Raw genomic sequence first — 15758 nt, forward strand, 5'->3', positions numbered from 1 at the left:
GACCAGCACCGCCAGCCAAGAGCTGTTCCGACTGGCGACAGACCTCAACGGAATGGTCGCAGCGTTTTCGGTGTGATACCGGACGCCGGTTCCATGGAATGCACGCGGTGCTTTCGTAGGACCGGCTTTAGCCGGGAAGCGGCCGGTTTGGCCGCCATCAATCCCAATGAATGCACGCGGTGCTTTTGTGGGACCGGATTCAGCCGGGAAGCGGCCGGTGTGGTCGTCATCAATTTTGCGGCGTGACGCCCGACGCATTCCCGGCTGAAGCCGGTCCTACAAAAATCGGATCCGAGCCGATGCATTTCACCCGCCCACAAAAAAGGCGCCCCGAAGGGCGCCTTTTTTTGTCTGTAACTGACCAGATTACTTGCCAGTCCAGCGCTTCATCACCAGCGTGGCGTTGGTGCCGCCAAAGCCGAAGCTGTTGCTCATCACCAGATTCAGCTCGGTGTTTTCGCGGGTCTTGGTCAGGATCGGCATGTCGGCAACGGCTGGGTCCAGCTCGTCGATGTTCGCCGAACCGGCCATGAAGTTGCCTTCCATCATCAGCATGCAGTAGATCGCTTCGTGAACGCCGGCGGCGCCCAGGGAGTGACCCGACAGGCTCTTGGTGGAGCTGATCGCAGGCGCCTTGTCGCCGAACACTTCGCGCACGCCTTCCATTTCCTTGGCATCGCCGACCGGAGTGGAAGTGCCGTGGGTGTTCAGGTAGTCGATGGTGCCATCAACGGTGGACAGCGCCTGCTGCATGCAGCGGATGGCGCCTTCGCCGCTTGGTGCGACCATGTCATAACCGTCGGAGGTTGCACCGTAGCCAACCAGTTCGGCGTAGATCTTCGCGCCACGGGCCAGAGCGTGCTCCAGCTCCTCGACCACGACCATGCCGCCGCCGCCGGCGATGACGAAACCGTCGCGGTCAGCGTCATAGGCACGGGAAGCCTGTTCAGGCGTGTCGTTGCGTTTGCTCGACAGCGCGCCCATGGCGTCGAACAGGAACGACTGGCTCCAGTGCTCCTCTTCGCCACCGCCGGCAAACACGATGTCCTGCTTGCCCATCTGAATCTGTTCCATGGCGGTACCGATGCAGTGAGCACTGGTGGCGCAGGCAGAAGCGATGGAGTAGTTCAGGCCCTTGATCTTGAATGGCGTCGCCAGACATGCCGACACCGTGCTGCTCATGGTGCGGGTCACGCGGTACGGGCCGACGCGCTTGACGCCCTTCTCGCGCAGGATGTCCAGCGCTTCCATCTGGTTCAGCGTCGATGCGCCGCCGGAGCCTGCGATCAGACCGGTACGCGGGTTGGAAACCTGCTCTTCGGTCAGACCGGAATCGGTGACAGCGTCTTTCATCGCCAGGTAGGCGTACGCCGCGGCGTGGCCCACAAAGCGGAAGATCTTGCGATCGATCAGCTCTTCGAGATTGAGGTCAATGGAGCCGGAAACCTGGCTGCGCAGACCCATTTCGGCATATTCCGGATTGAAACGGATGCCAGGGCGACTTGCACGCAAGTTGGCGGAGACGGTGTCTTTGTCATTGCCCAAGCAGGAAACAATGCCCAGACCAGTGATAACGACGCGGCGCATGCGAATACCCTTAGAAATTTTCAGTGGAGGTGAAGACGCCGACACGCAGGCCTTCAGCGGTATAGATTTCACGGCCGTCCACGCTGACCGAACCGTCGGCAATCGCCAGGTTCAGCTTGCCTTTGAGGACACGCTTGATTTGGATGTTATAGGTGACCTTCTTGGCGGTCGGCAGGACCTGACCGAAGAATTTCACTTCGCCCGAGCCCAGTGCGCGACCGCGGCCCGGCAGACCTTGCCAGCCCAGGAAAAAGCCAACCAGTTGCCACATGGCATCAAGGCCCAGGCAACCTGGCATCACCGGGTCACCTTCGAAGTGACAAGCGAAGAACCACAGGTCCGGGGTGATATCGAGTTCGGCGACCAATTCACCTTTTCCGTACTTGCCGCCTTCTTCACTGATGTGAGTGATCCGATCAACCATCAGCATGTTGGGGGCGGGCAATTGCGCGTTACCTGGGCCGAACAGCTCGCCGCGACTGCAGCGCAGCAGATCTTCCCGGGTAAAGGCGTTTTGTTTGGTCATGCGAACTCCTCGATAATCCTGTGCGGCAGGGTGTGGCGTTACTTACCCAATCTGGCCAGCGGGTCATCCCTCTGCTGGCAGCCTACTCATAGACTATTGCGTTGTAGTGAAAGTCACAGCACGGGTGAAATGAATGTACACCTGTGCACTGAAATTTTTCGTCCGCGCGTTGGCGTGGGTCGAATCGGCACACAAGACTGCCGCAATTTATCATTTACCGCCAGTCGCAGATGCCTTAATGGTCAACCAGCGCTGCAAAACCTGCTGTAAATCAGTACGTTTGAACGGCTTGGCCAGGTAATCGTTCATTCCGGCTTGCAGACAAATCTCCCGGTCGCCGTGCTGGGCGTTGGCGGTCAGGGCAATAATGGGCAATGTCCCCAGCCCCGGCAGCAGTCGGATTCGGCGCGTCGCCTCATAGCCGTCCATGACCGGCAGCCGGCAGTCCATCAGGATCAGCGCGAAGCTTTCCCGGCTGGCCATGTTCACCGCCTCAAGGCCATCCGCCGCCACACTTACCTGCAAACCCAGGCTGCGCAGCATCGCTTCGACCACCGTCCTGTTCACCGGGTTGTCCTCGACCAGCAGCACGCAGGCGTCGCGGCTCTGTGGCAATTCACCCACGGCGCCCGACGCGAGCTCGACCACCGGCTGTTGAACCCGCTGCAGCGGTATTTGCAGTTGGAAGACAGAGCCAAGCCCCTCGCTGCTCTGCGCCTGCAGCGACCCGCCCATGCGCCCGGCCAGATTGCGCGCAATGGGCAGGCCCAGGCCGGTGCCACCATAGCGGCGGGAGATGGAGTTGTCTGCTTGCTGAAACGCGTCGAACATGGATTCCAGCAGGTCCGGAGAAATCCCGATGCCGCTGTCGCGCACCGCGCAGGTAAACAGAACGTGGTGTGGGTCGGCGAGCGTGACGCCCGCCTCGACGCGCACGCTGCCGAACTCGGTGAACTTCAGCGCATTGCCAATCAGGTTGACCAGAATCTGCCGAATGCGCGTCGGGTCGCCCATCACCTGCAATGCCTCCATGGAAGGCGGCAAATCCAGTTCCAGAGAAAGACCGCGCTGCTGTGCGTTGTGGGCAAACGCCTGAACCGAGGTGCTGATCAGGTCGGCGAGGTTGAATGAAATGCTCTCCAGTTCCAGCGCATCGCGTTCGAAGCGGGAGAAATCAAGAATGTCGTTGATGACGCGCAGCAGGTGCTCGGTGGATTCCATGGCCAGCGAGGCGTACTCGGCCTGCTCGTCGGTCATCTTCGTGGTTTCCATCAACTGCAGCATGCCCAGCACGCCATTCATGGGCGTGCGCAACTCGTGGCTCATCATGGCCAGGAATTCGGACTTCGCGTTGTTGGCACGTTCGGCTTCTTCGCGGGTGCGGATGAGCGCGTCCATCGCCTGCTTCTGCTCTCGGCTGGCCTTCTCAAGGCCCAGGGCCAGATTGTTGATGTGCCGCGCCAGATCGCCCAACTCGGCATCATCGGCAACGGGCAGCGGGGCAGAATAGTCGCCTTGCTGGATGGCCTTTACTGCCGCGCTCATGGCGCTGATGGGCTGGGACAGGCTCAGCGACAGCCGCCTCGCCAGCATGTAGGTAAACAGCAGGGCGAACATCGCCAGCACGCCGGCCTTCAGTAATATCTCCTGCTCACGCTGATTAAAGGCGTCACTGGACATGCCCACCAGCACCCGCCCCAGATAACCTTCGACCCGCACGCTGGGGTCTTCATCGGCACCGACTTCGTCGGCATTTCCTGACAGCTGCGCGGACCTGTCTGGCTGCAGGCGGATGGGTGCCTGGAACACTTCCATCTGCCGCGAGTGCCCTTGTTCCTCGGCGGGTTCGACATGAACCAGCACCTTGCCGGCGCTGTTGCGCACTTCGAGAAAACGCACATGGGGCGTGTTCATCGTCGCGTTCATGAGGTTTTCAAGCATGGCGTTATTGCCGACGATGACGCCGTACTCCGCTGCCGGCGCCAACTGGTTGGCGATAAGCTGCCCAGTGTGATTGAGCTCCTGGCGCAGGTCTTGAATGCGCACCACGGTGAAGAAGCTGATCAGCAGCAGGGTCAGCAGTAACGCCGGACCGAGGCTGAGGATCTGCGTGCGGGTGCTGATGTTCCAGCCGCGCTGAGCCGTCACGAGGCGTTTCCGGCTGTCTGGGGCCGGAGGGTTTGCCGATGTTCAGGCATGGCGAAGCCTTACGGGGCACGGCAAGTGGACGCTTGGTGTCATGTGACGGATCTCTTCGGGAGCGACCTGACGATAGCTCATCGGCGACGTTGAGGAATTTTCATCTCGGGGGTGCATCTTAACCGAGCGGTGGGCAATTTCCTCGGCAAGAGTGGGGGATCGGCTATAAGTGCGTGGGGCACCTTTTGCCGCTGGCCGCGAGCCTGGCGCTCCGTATAATGCCCGCATCGCCAGATGTGATGGCCCTGAATGGATTGTTTTATGACCCAGCAGCAACCAATAGCGGTCCTTGGCGGCGGCAGTTTCGGGACCGCAGTGGCCAATCTGTTGGCCGGCAACGGTCATCGGGTGACGCAGTGGATGCGCGATCCGGAGCAGGCCGAGGCGATCCGCGTCAATCGCGAGAACCCGCGCTACCTCAAAGGCATCAAGGTGCTCGAAGGCGTCGAGGCGGTCACCGACCTGCACGCCACCTTGCAGCACAGTCAACTGGTCTTCGTTGCACTGCCGTCCAGTGCGCTGCGTGGCGTACTGACCCCGCACGTCGACCTGCTCGCCGGCAAGATGCTGGTCAGCCTGACCAAGGGCATTGAGGCCGACACCTTCAAACTCATGAGCGAGATCCTTCAGGACATCGCGCCTGCTGCGCGGATCGGCGTGCTGTCCGGCCCCAACCTCGCCCGCGAAATCGCCGAGCACGCCCTGACCGCCACGGTTGTCGCCAGCGAAGATGAGGACCTTTGTCAGCAGGTTCAGGCTGCACTGCATGGCCGCACCTTCCGCGTGTACGCCAGCGCCGACCGTTTTGGCGTGGAGCTGGGCGGCGCGCTGAAAAACGTCTACGCCATCATTGCCGGCATGGCGGTCGCGCTGAACATGGGCGAGAACACCAAGAGCATGCTGATCACTCGCGCGCTGGCGGAGATGACCCGTTTCGCGGTCAGTCAGGGCGCCAATCCCATGACCTTCCTGGGCCTGGCCGGGGTTGGCGATCTGATCGTCACCTGTTCCTCGCCCAAAAGCCGCAATTATCAGGTCGGTTTTGCCTTGGGGCAGGGCCTGAGCCTGGACGAGGCGGTGACCCGACTGGGTGAAGTTGCGGAGGGCGTCAATACGCTCAAGGTGCTCAAGGCCAAGGCGCAGGAATTGCAGGTGTACATGCCGCTGGTGGCCGGGCTTCACGCCATTCTGTTCGAGGGCCGCACGCTGGAGCAGGTCATTGAGTTGCTGATGCGCGCCGAGCCCAAGACCGACGTCGATTTCATTTCAACCAGTGGTTTCAACTGATCCCACACGGAGAAGCTCTTGAACGAATCAAAACTCAAGCAACACGAATCGATCCTGCTGCGCATCCTTTGGATGGCGGTGTTTGTGCTGGTCTGGCAAGTGGCGCAGGTGGTGCTGGGGGTGGCTGTCCTGGTGCAGCTGGTTTACCGCCTGTTCAATGGCGCGCCGAGCCTTGCCGTGATGTCGTTCGGCGACAGTCTGAGCCAGTACCTGGCGCAGATCGGTCGCTTCGGCACCTTCCATACTGATCAAAAGCCATGGCCATTCGCCGATTGGCCAACGCCGCGTGCGCCTGAGGGGGAGGCGCCGCATGTTGTAGCCGTCACTCCGCAAACGGCGCCTTCTGCTCCGCAGCCTGCTCCAGCCACGCCGCCACCGGCGCCTGCTACTCCGCAGCCGGTTCCCGCGGCGACGCAACCGGTTTCCGAAACGCCGCCGGTGGTTTCTGACACGTCGCACGCGGCTGCCGACACATCGCCATCTGCACCGGTCACGCCGCCTGCTGCGCCTGGCGAGGAGCCGAAACTGTGAAAGTGTGGATTCTGCGCCACGGCGAGGCGAAACCTCAGGCCCGCACGGACGCCGACAGAGAGTTGACCGCCAAGGGTCGGGAAGAGGTCTTGCGCAGTGCCGCTCACTTGATGGGTCAACCGCTGCAGCAGATCATCGCCAGTCCGTATGTGCGTGCCCGGCAGACCGCTGAGCTGGTCCGTCAGGTGCTCGGGTTTACCGATCCCATCGTGACCGTGCCGTGGCTGACGCCCGAGAGCAATCCGCACAAGGTCCTCGATCAGTTGGAGGCGTACAGCGACGAGAATGTGTTGCTGGTCAGTCATCAACCTTTGGTGGGCGCGTTGATCGGGCTGGCGGTGCATGGCTCTTTGCAGGAGGCGCAACCGATGCACACCGCCAGTCTGGCTCAGCTTGAGGCGGATTTGCCCCTTGCTGGCGCGATGGAACTGGTGGATGTTCGACATGCTGAATGATGGAGCGGTGGGCGTTTTCTGCGCTCCCCGCCGTTGAATGAGAGAAGTCGTGCAAACCCTCCAATAACAAGGAAGAACCATGAGTGTATGGCGTAGGCCCCCGGACCTCGACGCGCTGAATGCGAAGCAGAAGAACACCATCGGTGAGGTGCTGGATATTCGGTTTGAGGCGGTTGACGATCTGTCTTTGACGGCGAGCATGGCGGTGGATGGGCGTACTCATCAGCCTTACGGTTTGTTGCACGGCGGCGCTTCGGTGGTGCTGGCGGAGACGGTGGGTTCTACGGCCAGTTATCTGGTGATTGATACCGATCGGTTTTTTTGTGTGGGGATTGAGGTCAACGCGAACCATTTGCGGGGCGTGCGCAGTGGGCGTGTGACGGCGGTGGCGCACCCGGTGCATATCGGGCGCACGACGCATGTCTGGGATATTCGTCTGACGACGGAGGATGGTAAGGCCTGTTGTATTTCCCGGTTGACGGTGGCGGTGGTGCCGCATGGGGAGCAGCCGCCGTCTCGCTGATCGTTGAGGCGCTTTAGGCCAGGATCAAGAGCGTCTGCCTGGGGGCAGACTGTTTCGCCTTCGGCGAGTTACTTGGAAAAGTCGAAAGTCGCACCATCCCCAAGTAACCAAGGGTGCTTGCTCCTGGTTGGGCTCCTCCTTCGTAGGAGTACCTTCACTCCGGTCTCGCTCCGTGGGCCCGCTGCCATCCGCCATCCATGGCGGGGGGCAGCTCTCGCCGCATCCATGCGGCTCGGCCCACTCCGCGAGACCTGCGTTCAGCCTGCACCCAAGTCGCGATTGGCGGTGCTTGGGCCTTTTGTGTACGAAGATCAAAATCAGATCAACTGCAGATCAAGGGCTTCCCGGCTGAAGCCGGTCCTACGGTCGGAGTCACCGCTATGCCCACTGACTGCACGCGCTGCTGTTAGTGGGACCGGCTTTAGCCGGGAAGGGGCCAGCTCGGGCACCTGTATTTTCTGAGGTCTAACGCTTGATCGTTCCCACGCTCCGCGTGGTAATGCCGCCTCAGACGCTCCGCGTCTCTGCCGTGGCGCTGCCACCCACCCAGATAAACACCCCCATGACCGGAGTGGCCTCATCGATGGCAGTTCCGGTCATTGCCGCCCCTCTCATGGGGTGCGCACAATCGCGGCTTGTTCTGGTTGCTCTGGGTGCGTCGGCATGTCTCAACTTCTGTTTTTCGCTCACGCCAACGGCTTCCCGTCGGGCACGTACGGCAAGTTATTCGCCGCGCTTGGGCCTGAGTTCGAGATTCGCCATCTGGAGCAGCATGCGCACAATCCACTGTTTCCGGTGACCGATAACTGGCCGCAGTTGGTGGATGAGTTGATCCACCATGTGCGCGAGCAGCCTGAACCGGTGTGGGGTGTGGGCCATTCTCTGGGCGGTGTGCTGCATTATCACGCGGCATTGCGTCATCCGGAGTTGTACCGGGGCGTGGTTATGCTGGATTCGCCAGTGCTGACGCGGTTCGATCAGTGGATGATTCGCGCTGCCAAGCGCTTCGGTTTCATTGATCGCATCACGCCGGCAGGCCGGACGCTCGGGCGCCGGGAGGTGTTCAGCAGCGTCGAGGCGGCCCGGGAGTACTTTGCCGGCAAGTCGCTGTTTCGGCGTTTCGATCCCGAGTGCTTCGAGGCGTATCTGCTTCACGGGCTGCAAGCCGATGGCGACGGGGTGCGCCTGCGCTTCGATCCCGCGACCGAAATCAGCATCTACCGCAGCGTGCCCCACACCAGCCCCGGCCTTGCCCGTCAGTTGCGGGTGCCGCTGGCGATGGTGCGCGGCGAAAGCAGCGATGTGGTGCGGCGCCATCATGCGCTGTCGGTCAAAAGCATGCGCGAGGGCGTGTATCTTTCCGTGCCGGGCGGGCATATGTTCCCCCTCGAACATCCTGAGGACACCGCCCGCATGCTCACAACGCTGTTTTCCCGCTGGACGACCAGAGCCAACGGTGAGCACGCCGATGTTGCCCTGCAACGAGCCCGCGCATGACCTGCTCGGTAGAAGAAGTCCGACTGAGCCTGCCCCATATCGAGCTGGCCGCTCATCTGTTTGGTCCGCAGGACGGCATTCCGGTGATCGCCCTGCATGGCTGGCTGGACAATGCCAACAGCTTCGCGCGGCTGGCGCCCAAGCTTGAAGGGCTGAGGATATTGGCGCTGGACATGGCCGGGCATGGCCACTCCGATCACCGTCCGCCAGGTGCCGCCTACGGCTTGCCGGACTACGCCCACGATGTTTTGCAGGTGGCGGAGCAGATGGGCTGGGAGCGCTTCTCTCTGCTGGGTCATTCGCTCGGGGCGATCATTTCTGTGATCGTCGCGGCGGCCGTTCCCCAGCGGGTGAGTCGTCTGGCCTTGATCGACGGGTTGGTGCCGCCGGTGGGCGAGCCAGAGTCTGTCGTCGAGCGCATGGGCGCGGCGCTGCAGGCGCAATTGACCCAGCAGAGCAAGCGCAAACCGGTCTACCCGGACATGGATCGGGCGGTGGAGGCGCGGATGAAAGGCATGGTGGCGGTCAGTCGCGAGGCCGCCGAACTGTTGGCCCAGCGTGGCTTGATGCCGGTGCCGGGTGGTTACACCTGGCGCAGCGACAGCCGGCTGACCTTGCCCTCGGCGATTCGTCTGACGCGAGCGCAGGCGCTGTCTTTTGTCACGGCGGTGCGCTGTCCGACCCAGTTGATCGTCGCCGAGGAGGGCATGCTCGCTCAGAACAGGGAGCTGCTCGCCAGCGTTCCTTTTACGGTGACGACCTTGCCGGGCGGGCACCATCTGCACCTCAACGACGAGGCAGGGGCGGGCTCTGTTGCAGACTGTTTCAATCGCTTCTTCGCCGTTCCTTGACTTGCGACCTGCAACTGCCGAGGCTGGGGCAGTTGAAACAGGAGACTGCACGATGGACCACTGCCCACGCCCCGACATTTTATTTTCCAGCACGCCGCGCGTTGTCGCGGCTTTGTTTTGCCTGCCGATTGCCTTGCCTGCCGCTTCAATGGCTGCCTCGCCGATTGACCTGCCATGAGTGCATCCATGACGTTTGCCCACACCTTAACCCGCACGCTCGCGCTCACGCTGCTGCTCACCGGGTTCAGCGCCATCGCCCATGCAGCCGACGTACCCGACAGTCAGGATTTGCCCAACCTGCCGCGACTGGCAGACGCGGAAATCGTCGATTATCGCCCTGCCGTTGAGCTGGAACGCATCTACCCGCTGGGCTCGATCCGCAAGATCAGCGGCCAGTTGCGCTTCGACGGGCAGGTGTCCGGGCGCGGCAAGGTGACGGCCATCACCTACCAATTGCCGGTCGAGCACAGCGCCGACGAGGCGTTCACCGCGGCCCGTGAAGCGTTGCAGCAGCAGGGGGCGCAGTTGCTGTTCTGGTGCCAGGCCCGCGATTGCGGCGAAAGCAGCCTGTGGGCCAACGAAGTGTTCGGCAATGCCAAGCTGTATGGCGCCGACAACGGTCAGTCCTATCTGTTGCTGCGCCTGGCCGCCCCGGCGGACAACACGCTCGTGGCGTTGTACGGCATCACCCGCGGTAACCGCCGGGCGTTCCTCCACGTCGAGCAATTTCAGTCGAGCACCCCGCTCGGGGATTTGCTGCCGACTTCCGCGACCCTGCTGCGCGAGCTGAAAAGCACCGGCGAGCTGGAGCTGACGATGCTGACAGCGGAACCGCAGGAGCCCTGGATCACCTTGCTGTCCCGTGGCTTGAATCTGGACAGCACCTTGCGCGTCACCCTGTCCGGTGATCAGCGCGAGGCGTGGCGACAGGCGCTGGTGGCCAAAGGCGTGCGCGCTGCGCGGCTGGAAGCGGGCGATCGGAAAAATCCCGGTCTGACTCTCGAACTCATTCGCTGACGGCCGCAGAGCCAGGTTTGGTCTGATTTCACCGTGTGTTTACAATGCCGCCCTCCAATCGTACCCGTGAGTCAGATGACAGAGCCAAGCGTGCTTCGCCTTTCCATTATTGTGACGTTTGCTCTGGCTATTTTTGGGGTGGTTTTCGGTCTGCTGACCGGATCTGCGTCGATTATTTTTGACGGTGTCTATACCCTTATCGACGCAATCATGACGAGCTTTGCACTGATCGTTGCCAAGCTGATTGCCTTCTCTCACAACGATGTCGGTCGAGCCCGCCTGACCAGGAATTTCACAATGGGGTTCTGGCACCTTGAGCCCATTGTGCTTGGTTTGTCCGGGACTCTATTGGTTGGCACTGCTGGCTATGGCCTGATCATGGCCGTTGGAAGCCTGATGGCGGGCGGGCGACACCTGGACTTCGGTCTCGCGCTCATTTTTGCTCTAGTGGCCCTTGTGAGCGCGGTTGGAATGATCATCTATGGCCGACGAGCGAACAAACGACTCCATTCAAGCTTCATTGCGCTGGACGTAAAAGCCTGGACGATCTCCGCCGCAATGACCGGCGCCCTGTTACTCGCGTTCCTGACCGGCTGGATTATCAGGGGTACAGAGCTGGAATGGTTATCGCCTTACATAGATCCAGCGGTGTTAGCGCTTGTTTGTCTCATCGTTTTACCCTTACCGCTGCCGACGATTCGTGACGCTCTCGCAGATGTTCTGCTGGTGACCCCGCCAGAAATGAAGAAAAGAGTCGATGACGTTGCAAGCGATGCTGTCCAGCGACATGGCTTCCTTTCCTACCGTGCCTATGTGGCACGTGTGGGGCGCGGGAGGCAGATCGAGATTTACTTCATCGTCCCGCCGGGCTTGCCGCCCCGCTCCCTGGAGGCATGGGATCTGATCCGGGATGAAATTGGCGAAGAGGTCGGAGGTACCGGCCCTGATCGTTGGCTGACAATAGCCTTTACCGTTAATAAAGAATGGGCTGAATGACCGATGTTCAATAACGATCGCCTGTTGGTGCAGATTATCCTGCTCGCGCTATTCGGCGCCTGCCTGTGGGTGATGGTGCCGTTCTGGTCGGCGCTGTTCTGGGGTGCCGTGCTGGCGTTCGCCAGCTGGCCGCTGATGCGTCTGCTGACCCGCGCGCTCAAGGGGCGGGAATCCCTAGCGGCGGCGATTCTGACCCTGGGCTGGATGGTGCTGGTGCTCGCGCCGCTGGTGTGGCTGGGCTTCAATCTCGCGGACCACGTGCGCGACGCAACGGTGTTCATCAAGGACGTGCAAGTGGACGGCCTGCCGGATCCTCCCACCTGGCTGGCGGGCATTCCGCTGGTGGGCGAGCGGCTGGTGGGTTACTGGAACACCATCGATGAACAAGGCGCTGCGCTGCTGGTCAGCGTCCGGCCTTACCTCGGACAAGTAGGCAATTGGCTGCTGGCGCGCAGTGCGCAGATCGGCGGCGGCATCCTCGAGCTGACCCTGAGCATCGTCTTCGTGTTCTTTTTCTACCGCGACGGGCCGCGCGTGGCGGCGTTCGTTCTGAGCCTGCTGGAACGACTGATCGGCGATCGCGCGCCGTATTACCTCGAACTTGTGGCGGGCACTGTGCAACGGGTGGTCAACGGTGTGATCGGCACGGCAGCGGCGCAGGCAGTGCTGGCCTTGATCGGTTTCCTGATTGCCGGTGTGCCGGGCGCGCTGGTACTGGGCATCGGCACCTTCCTGCTGAGCCTGGTGCCCATGGGCCCGCCGCTGATCTGGATACCGGCCACGGCGTGGCTGGCCTGGAGAGGCGATTACGGCATGGCGATCTTTCTCGGCCTGTGGGGCACGTTCATCGTCAGTGGCGTCGATAACGTGCTCAAGCCGTATCTGATCAGCCGCGGTGGCAATCTGCCGCTGGTGATTGTCTTGCTCGGGGTGTTTGGCGGGTTGCTGGCGTTCGGTTTCATCGGCCTGTTCATCGGCCCGACATTGCTGGCGGTGGCCTACAGCTTGCTGCTGGACTGGGTCGGAGAAAGCCGCGCGCGGCAGCCGGTCAAGTAACAAGCACGCCTACAAAAACCGCCGCCGGGCTGGGCTCGGCGGCGGTTTTTTTTCGTCAGGCTGAGGTGCTGACGTATTTGCCGGACGTAGCGTTGCCGTTGAGGTTGTAGCGGTCACTGAGGGCCGCGACCATGCGGTTCAGGGCTTCAGTGGCCTGGGTGGTGGTTTGCGAAGTGGCTGTTTGCGTAGAGGCGGTCTGGCTACTGGAGGACGAGGCGCTGGCGGAATTCGTCGTGCCCTGCAATGCGCTGGTCAGTTCGGCGGCGCTGATGCTGCCGTCACTGTCGCTGTCCAGGCTGCTGAACAGATCGCTGGCGTCTTCAGCAGGCGGCGGTGGCGGCGGTTGCTGGGCCTGCAGGCTCGCGGTCAATTCGTCAATGCTGACGGTGCCGTCCTTGTTGGTGTCCAGGGCATCGAACACTTTACTGCTGTCGGCGCTGCTGCCTGAACTGCTCAGTGCGGTGGTGAGTTCATCGCTGCTGACCGTACCGTCGCCGTCGCTGTCCAGCGCACTCAGCAGGTTTTGCGCGTCATCCGCCGCAGAGCTGCCGTCCATCTGCATGGGTGGCGGCGGCGGAGGCGTCAGGGCGGCCAGTTCGTCGGCGTCGAGGCTGTCGTCGTCATTGCTGTCGAGATCGCCGAACGCCTTGCTCAGGCTGACGGTAATGCCGTCTTTGGAGTCCGAGGACAGCGCCGAGCTCAGCTCGTCCTTGTCGATACTGCCGTCGCCATTGGCGTCGAGTTTCTTCAATAACTCGTCGGCGAACTTCTTGCTGTTGGCTGTGCTGGTGGTGCTGCTCGTGCTGGCACTGGTGTAGCTGGAATAACTGCTGCTGCCGCTGACGCCTGTGATCATCGGACTGACTCCCCATCAGATGGATAATGCCGGGGCGGTGCTCCGGCTTATGCAGCGTCAGGGCAAGGCGTGTCGTGGGTGTGTTGGCTTTGTACCGCCGAGCGTACGTGGGGCTTGCGTGAGACTTCGCTCAGCGGGACCGGCTTCAGCCGGGAAGAGGCCAGTCCGGACACCGTCAGGTTTGCGGTGTGACGCCTGACGAATGCCCGGCTAAAACCGGGCCCACAATGGGCTCCATCGCCAGTACCACCGAACGCACCCGGTCCCATCGCTGATGACGGCGCCGAGTCAGATGCGCGGCAGATCCAGCACGGCGGTCAGGCCGCCGCCGGGGGTTTGCTCGAGGCGCAGGTCGCCGCCCATTCGGCGCGCGGCTTCCCGGGCGATGGTCATGCCGATGCCAACGCCACCCGAGTTGCGATTGCGCGAACTCTCGACCCGATAGAAGGGCTCGAACACCACTTCGCGCAGCGATTCGGGAATGCCCGGGCCGTGATCGATGACGCTGACCCGCAGGCGATCGCTGGCGTCTTCGATCTCCACCCGCGCATGCCCGGCGTAACGCAGCGCATTATCGATCAGGTTGTTCAGGCAGGAACGCAGGGCCATGGGCTGGGATTGCAGCGGCCGGCAGGTGCCGCTGGCCTGGATATCGTCGCCGTTGTCCTGAGCGTTTTCGGCCAGGGATTCGATCAGCGCCTGCACGTCGAAATACTGCAGTGCTTCGCTGGTGCGCTGTTCGTTGAGGTAGGTCAGGGTCGCGTCGAGCATGCCGATCATGTCGTTGAGGTCCTGGCTCATCTGCCCGTGCAGGCGCGGCTCGTCGATTTGCTCGACCCGCAGTTTCAGACGCGCGAGCGGCGTGCGCAGGTCATGGGACACGGCGGCGAGCATGCGCCCACGCTGTTGCACCTGTTCGCGAATGCGCTCCTGCATCAGGTTGAAGGCCTGGGCCGCCTGACGTGCCTCGCGAGGGCCATTGGCGGCCAGCGGCGGGCTGTCGAGGTTTTCGCTGAGGCGCTCGGCCGCTTCGCTTAATCGGCGGATCGGCCGGCTCAACGCCTTGGCGCCGAACCAGGCGGCCAGCACCAGGCTGATCAGCTGGAACAGCAAGGGCACCAGCGGAATGCCCAGCAGCGGCGGGCGGCATCCTTGTGGTGGAGGAGGGCGCCGGAGCTCGTCGTCCGTTGCAGCGTTGCGTTCGGGGGGCGGCGGTTGCATCTGGCCGGCCATCGGCCGATCACAACCGGGCGGAGGCGGCATTCGCGGGCCGTAGTAGTGAAACCAGAGGAACGCGAGCAGGTGGGCGAGGACGATCGCCAGCAACGCCCCGCCAAACAGCCGGGCAAACAGGGTGTCGGCCGAGCGGATCAACCAATCTCCCGGGCGTCGAACATGTAGCCTTCGCCGCGCACGGTTTTGATCAGTTGCGGGGATTTCGGATCATCGCCGAGCTTCTGCCGCAGGCGCGAGACCAGCAGGTCGATGCTGCGATCAAACGCTTCGATGGAGCGGCCGCGGGCGGCGTCTAGCAATTGTTCGCGGTTGAGCACGCGGCGCGGACGTTCGAGGAAGACCCGCAGCAAGCGGAATTCGGCGTTGGACAAGGGCACTACGAGCCCGTCCGGCGCGGTGAGTTGGCGCAGGACGCTGTTCAGGCGCCAGTTGTCGAAGCGCAGGGTGGTGCGTTCTTCGGTGCGGTCATCGCGCACGCGGCGCAGGATGGTCTGGATGCGCGCGACGAGTTCGCGGGGCTCGAAGGGTTTGGCCATGTAGTCGTCGGCGCCCAGTTCCAGGCCGATGATGCGGTCGGTGGGTTCGCAGCGGGCGGTGAGCATGAGGATGGGGATGTCGGAGGTGCTGCGCAGCCAGCGGCAGAGGGAGAGGCCGTCTTCGCCGGGGAGCATGAGGTCGAGGACGACGACGTCGTAGGTGTCTTCGGTCAGGGCCAGGCGCATGGCGTTGCCGTCAGTGACGCCGGTGCTGTGGATGTTGAAGCGGGCGAGGTAGTCGCAGAGCAGTTCGCGGATGGGGATGTCGTCGTCGACGATGAGGGCGCGGGTGTTCCAGCGGCGCTCTTCGCTCGGCGCGGTGGCGGTGGTGCTGTCGGGTGTTGTCTGCATGGTGCTGCCGCCGTGTGGTGCTGCCGATTGGGCCGCGGGTAGGAGTCGACGCTGCCATGCTACTTCGCTGGCGAGCGGGGCGGAAGGGTGAAGGGGGCAGGTGTCGGTGGATTGTCTTGAATGTATCAAGGTCGGTACACGGCTGAACTGCCGTGCTCCGTATCAAGATCAAGATCAAGATCAAGATCAAGAGCGTCTGCCTAGGGGCAGACTGTTTCGCCTTCGGCGAGTTACTTGGAAAAGCACCCCAAGTA

Annotated in this window: 13 protein-coding genes and 3 pseudogenes; 9 read left to right on the plus strand and 7 right to left on the minus strand. The window is 62.3% G+C overall.

Going from position 1 to position 15758, the window contains the following annotated elements; translation table 11 throughout:
- Window positions 1–366 precede the first annotated feature (366 nt).
- The 4 genes and pseudogenes from fabB to OKW98_RS12025 form a co-directional block, all read right to left on the minus strand.
- Window positions 367–1587, minus strand: a complete 1221-nt coding sequence (gene fabB, locus OKW98_RS12015; protein ID WP_265389348.1) for a beta-ketoacyl-ACP synthase I — start codon at window positions 1585–1587, stop codon at window positions 367–369.
- A 10-nt stretch (window positions 1588–1597) separates the two neighbouring features.
- On the minus strand, window positions 1598–2113 hold the full coding sequence (gene fabA / locus OKW98_RS12020) for a 3-hydroxyacyl-[acyl-carrier-protein] dehydratase FabA (protein WP_042560484.1): 516 nt from the start codon (window positions 2111–2113) through the stop codon (window positions 1598–1600).
- A gap of 210 nt (window positions 2114–2323) precedes the next feature.
- Window positions 2324–2707: pseudogene (locus OKW98_RS27485) on the minus strand (response regulator); the annotation flags it as partial.
- Between the two features lie 83 nt (window positions 2708–2790).
- Window positions 2791–4261 (minus strand): annotated as a pseudogene (locus tag OKW98_RS12025) (ATP-binding protein); the annotation flags it as partial.
- Window positions 4262–4573: 312 nt separating this feature from the next.
- On the opposite strand from OKW98_RS12025, the gene OKW98_RS12030 reads away from it, so the two are divergent.
- From OKW98_RS12030 to OKW98_RS12070, 9 genes and pseudogenes are all read left to right on the plus strand, one after another.
- The gene (locus OKW98_RS12030; protein WP_265389350.1) at window positions 4574–5599 is read left to right on the plus strand and encodes an NAD(P)H-dependent glycerol-3-phosphate dehydrogenase; all 1026 of its coding nucleotides are present in this window, start codon (window positions 4574–4576) and stop codon (window positions 5597–5599) included.
- A 72-nt stretch (window positions 5600–5671) separates the two neighbouring features.
- Window positions 5672–5938: pseudogene (locus OKW98_RS12035) on the plus strand (DUF4389 domain-containing protein); the annotation flags it as partial.
- A gap of 188 nt (window positions 5939–6126) precedes the next feature.
- Complete coding sequence (sixA, locus tag OKW98_RS12040; RefSeq protein ID WP_265389351.1) at window positions 6127–6585, plus strand: phosphohistidine phosphatase SixA; 459 nt, start codon at window positions 6127–6129, stop codon at window positions 6583–6585.
- Window positions 6586–6664: 79 nt separating this feature from the next.
- Window positions 6665–7108 (plus strand): hotdog fold thioesterase, encoded by a 444-nt coding sequence (locus OKW98_RS12045; protein ID WP_265389352.1) that lies wholly within the window; start codon window positions 6665–6667, stop codon window positions 7106–7108.
- A 663-nt stretch (window positions 7109–7771) separates the two neighbouring features.
- The gene (locus tag OKW98_RS12050) at window positions 7772–8605 is read left to right on the plus strand and encodes an alpha/beta fold hydrolase (RefSeq protein WP_265389353.1); all 834 of its coding nucleotides are present in this window, start codon (window positions 7772–7774) and stop codon (window positions 8603–8605) included.
- Window positions 8602–9456, plus strand: a complete 855-nt coding sequence (locus OKW98_RS12055; RefSeq protein ID WP_265389354.1) for an alpha/beta hydrolase — start codon at window positions 8602–8604, stop codon at window positions 9454–9456. The genes OKW98_RS12050 and OKW98_RS12055 overlap by 4 nt, the downstream gene beginning before the upstream one ends.
- Window positions 9457–9642: 186 nt before the next feature.
- A complete protein-coding gene (locus OKW98_RS12060; protein WP_265389355.1) occupies window positions 9643–10473 on the plus strand; it encodes a DUF4892 domain-containing protein in 831 nt (276 codons plus the stop codon).
- 75 nt (window positions 10474–10548) lie between these two features.
- Window positions 10549–11469 (plus strand): cation diffusion facilitator family transporter, encoded by a 921-nt coding sequence (locus OKW98_RS12065; RefSeq protein ID WP_265389356.1) that lies wholly within the window; start codon window positions 10549–10551, stop codon window positions 11467–11469.
- Window positions 11470–11472: 3 nt separating this feature from the next.
- Window positions 11473–12525 (plus strand): AI-2E family transporter, encoded by a 1053-nt coding sequence (locus OKW98_RS12070; protein ID WP_265389357.1) that lies wholly within the window; start codon window positions 11473–11475, stop codon window positions 12523–12525.
- A 55-nt stretch (window positions 12526–12580) separates the two neighbouring features.
- Here the strand turns inward: OKW98_RS12070 and xopAW are convergent, their stop codons facing one another.
- From xopAW to OKW98_RS12085, 3 genes are all read right to left on the minus strand, one after another.
- Window positions 12581–13381 (minus strand): XopAW family type III secretion system calcium-binding effector, encoded by an 801-nt coding sequence (gene xopAW / locus OKW98_RS12075; protein ID WP_265389358.1) that lies wholly within the window; start codon window positions 13379–13381, stop codon window positions 12581–12583.
- A gap of 288 nt (window positions 13382–13669) precedes the next feature.
- Window positions 13670–14755 carry a sensor histidine kinase gene (locus OKW98_RS12080; protein ID WP_265389359.1) on the minus strand — a complete coding sequence of 362 codons (1086 nt, stop codon included), beginning with the start codon at window positions 14753–14755 and terminating at the stop codon, window positions 13670–13672.
- The gene (locus tag OKW98_RS12085) at window positions 14752–15504 is read right to left on the minus strand and encodes a response regulator (RefSeq protein ID WP_133771586.1); all 753 of its coding nucleotides are present in this window, start codon (window positions 15502–15504) and stop codon (window positions 14752–14754) included. The genes OKW98_RS12080 and OKW98_RS12085 overlap by 4 nt, the downstream gene beginning before the upstream one ends.
- Window positions 15505–15758 lie beyond the last annotated feature (254 nt).

It is taken from the genome of Pseudomonas sp. KU26590 (genome assembly GCF_026153515.1).
In the GTDB taxonomy this organism is placed as follows: domain Bacteria; phylum Pseudomonadota; class Gammaproteobacteria; order Pseudomonadales; family Pseudomonadaceae; genus Aquipseudomonas.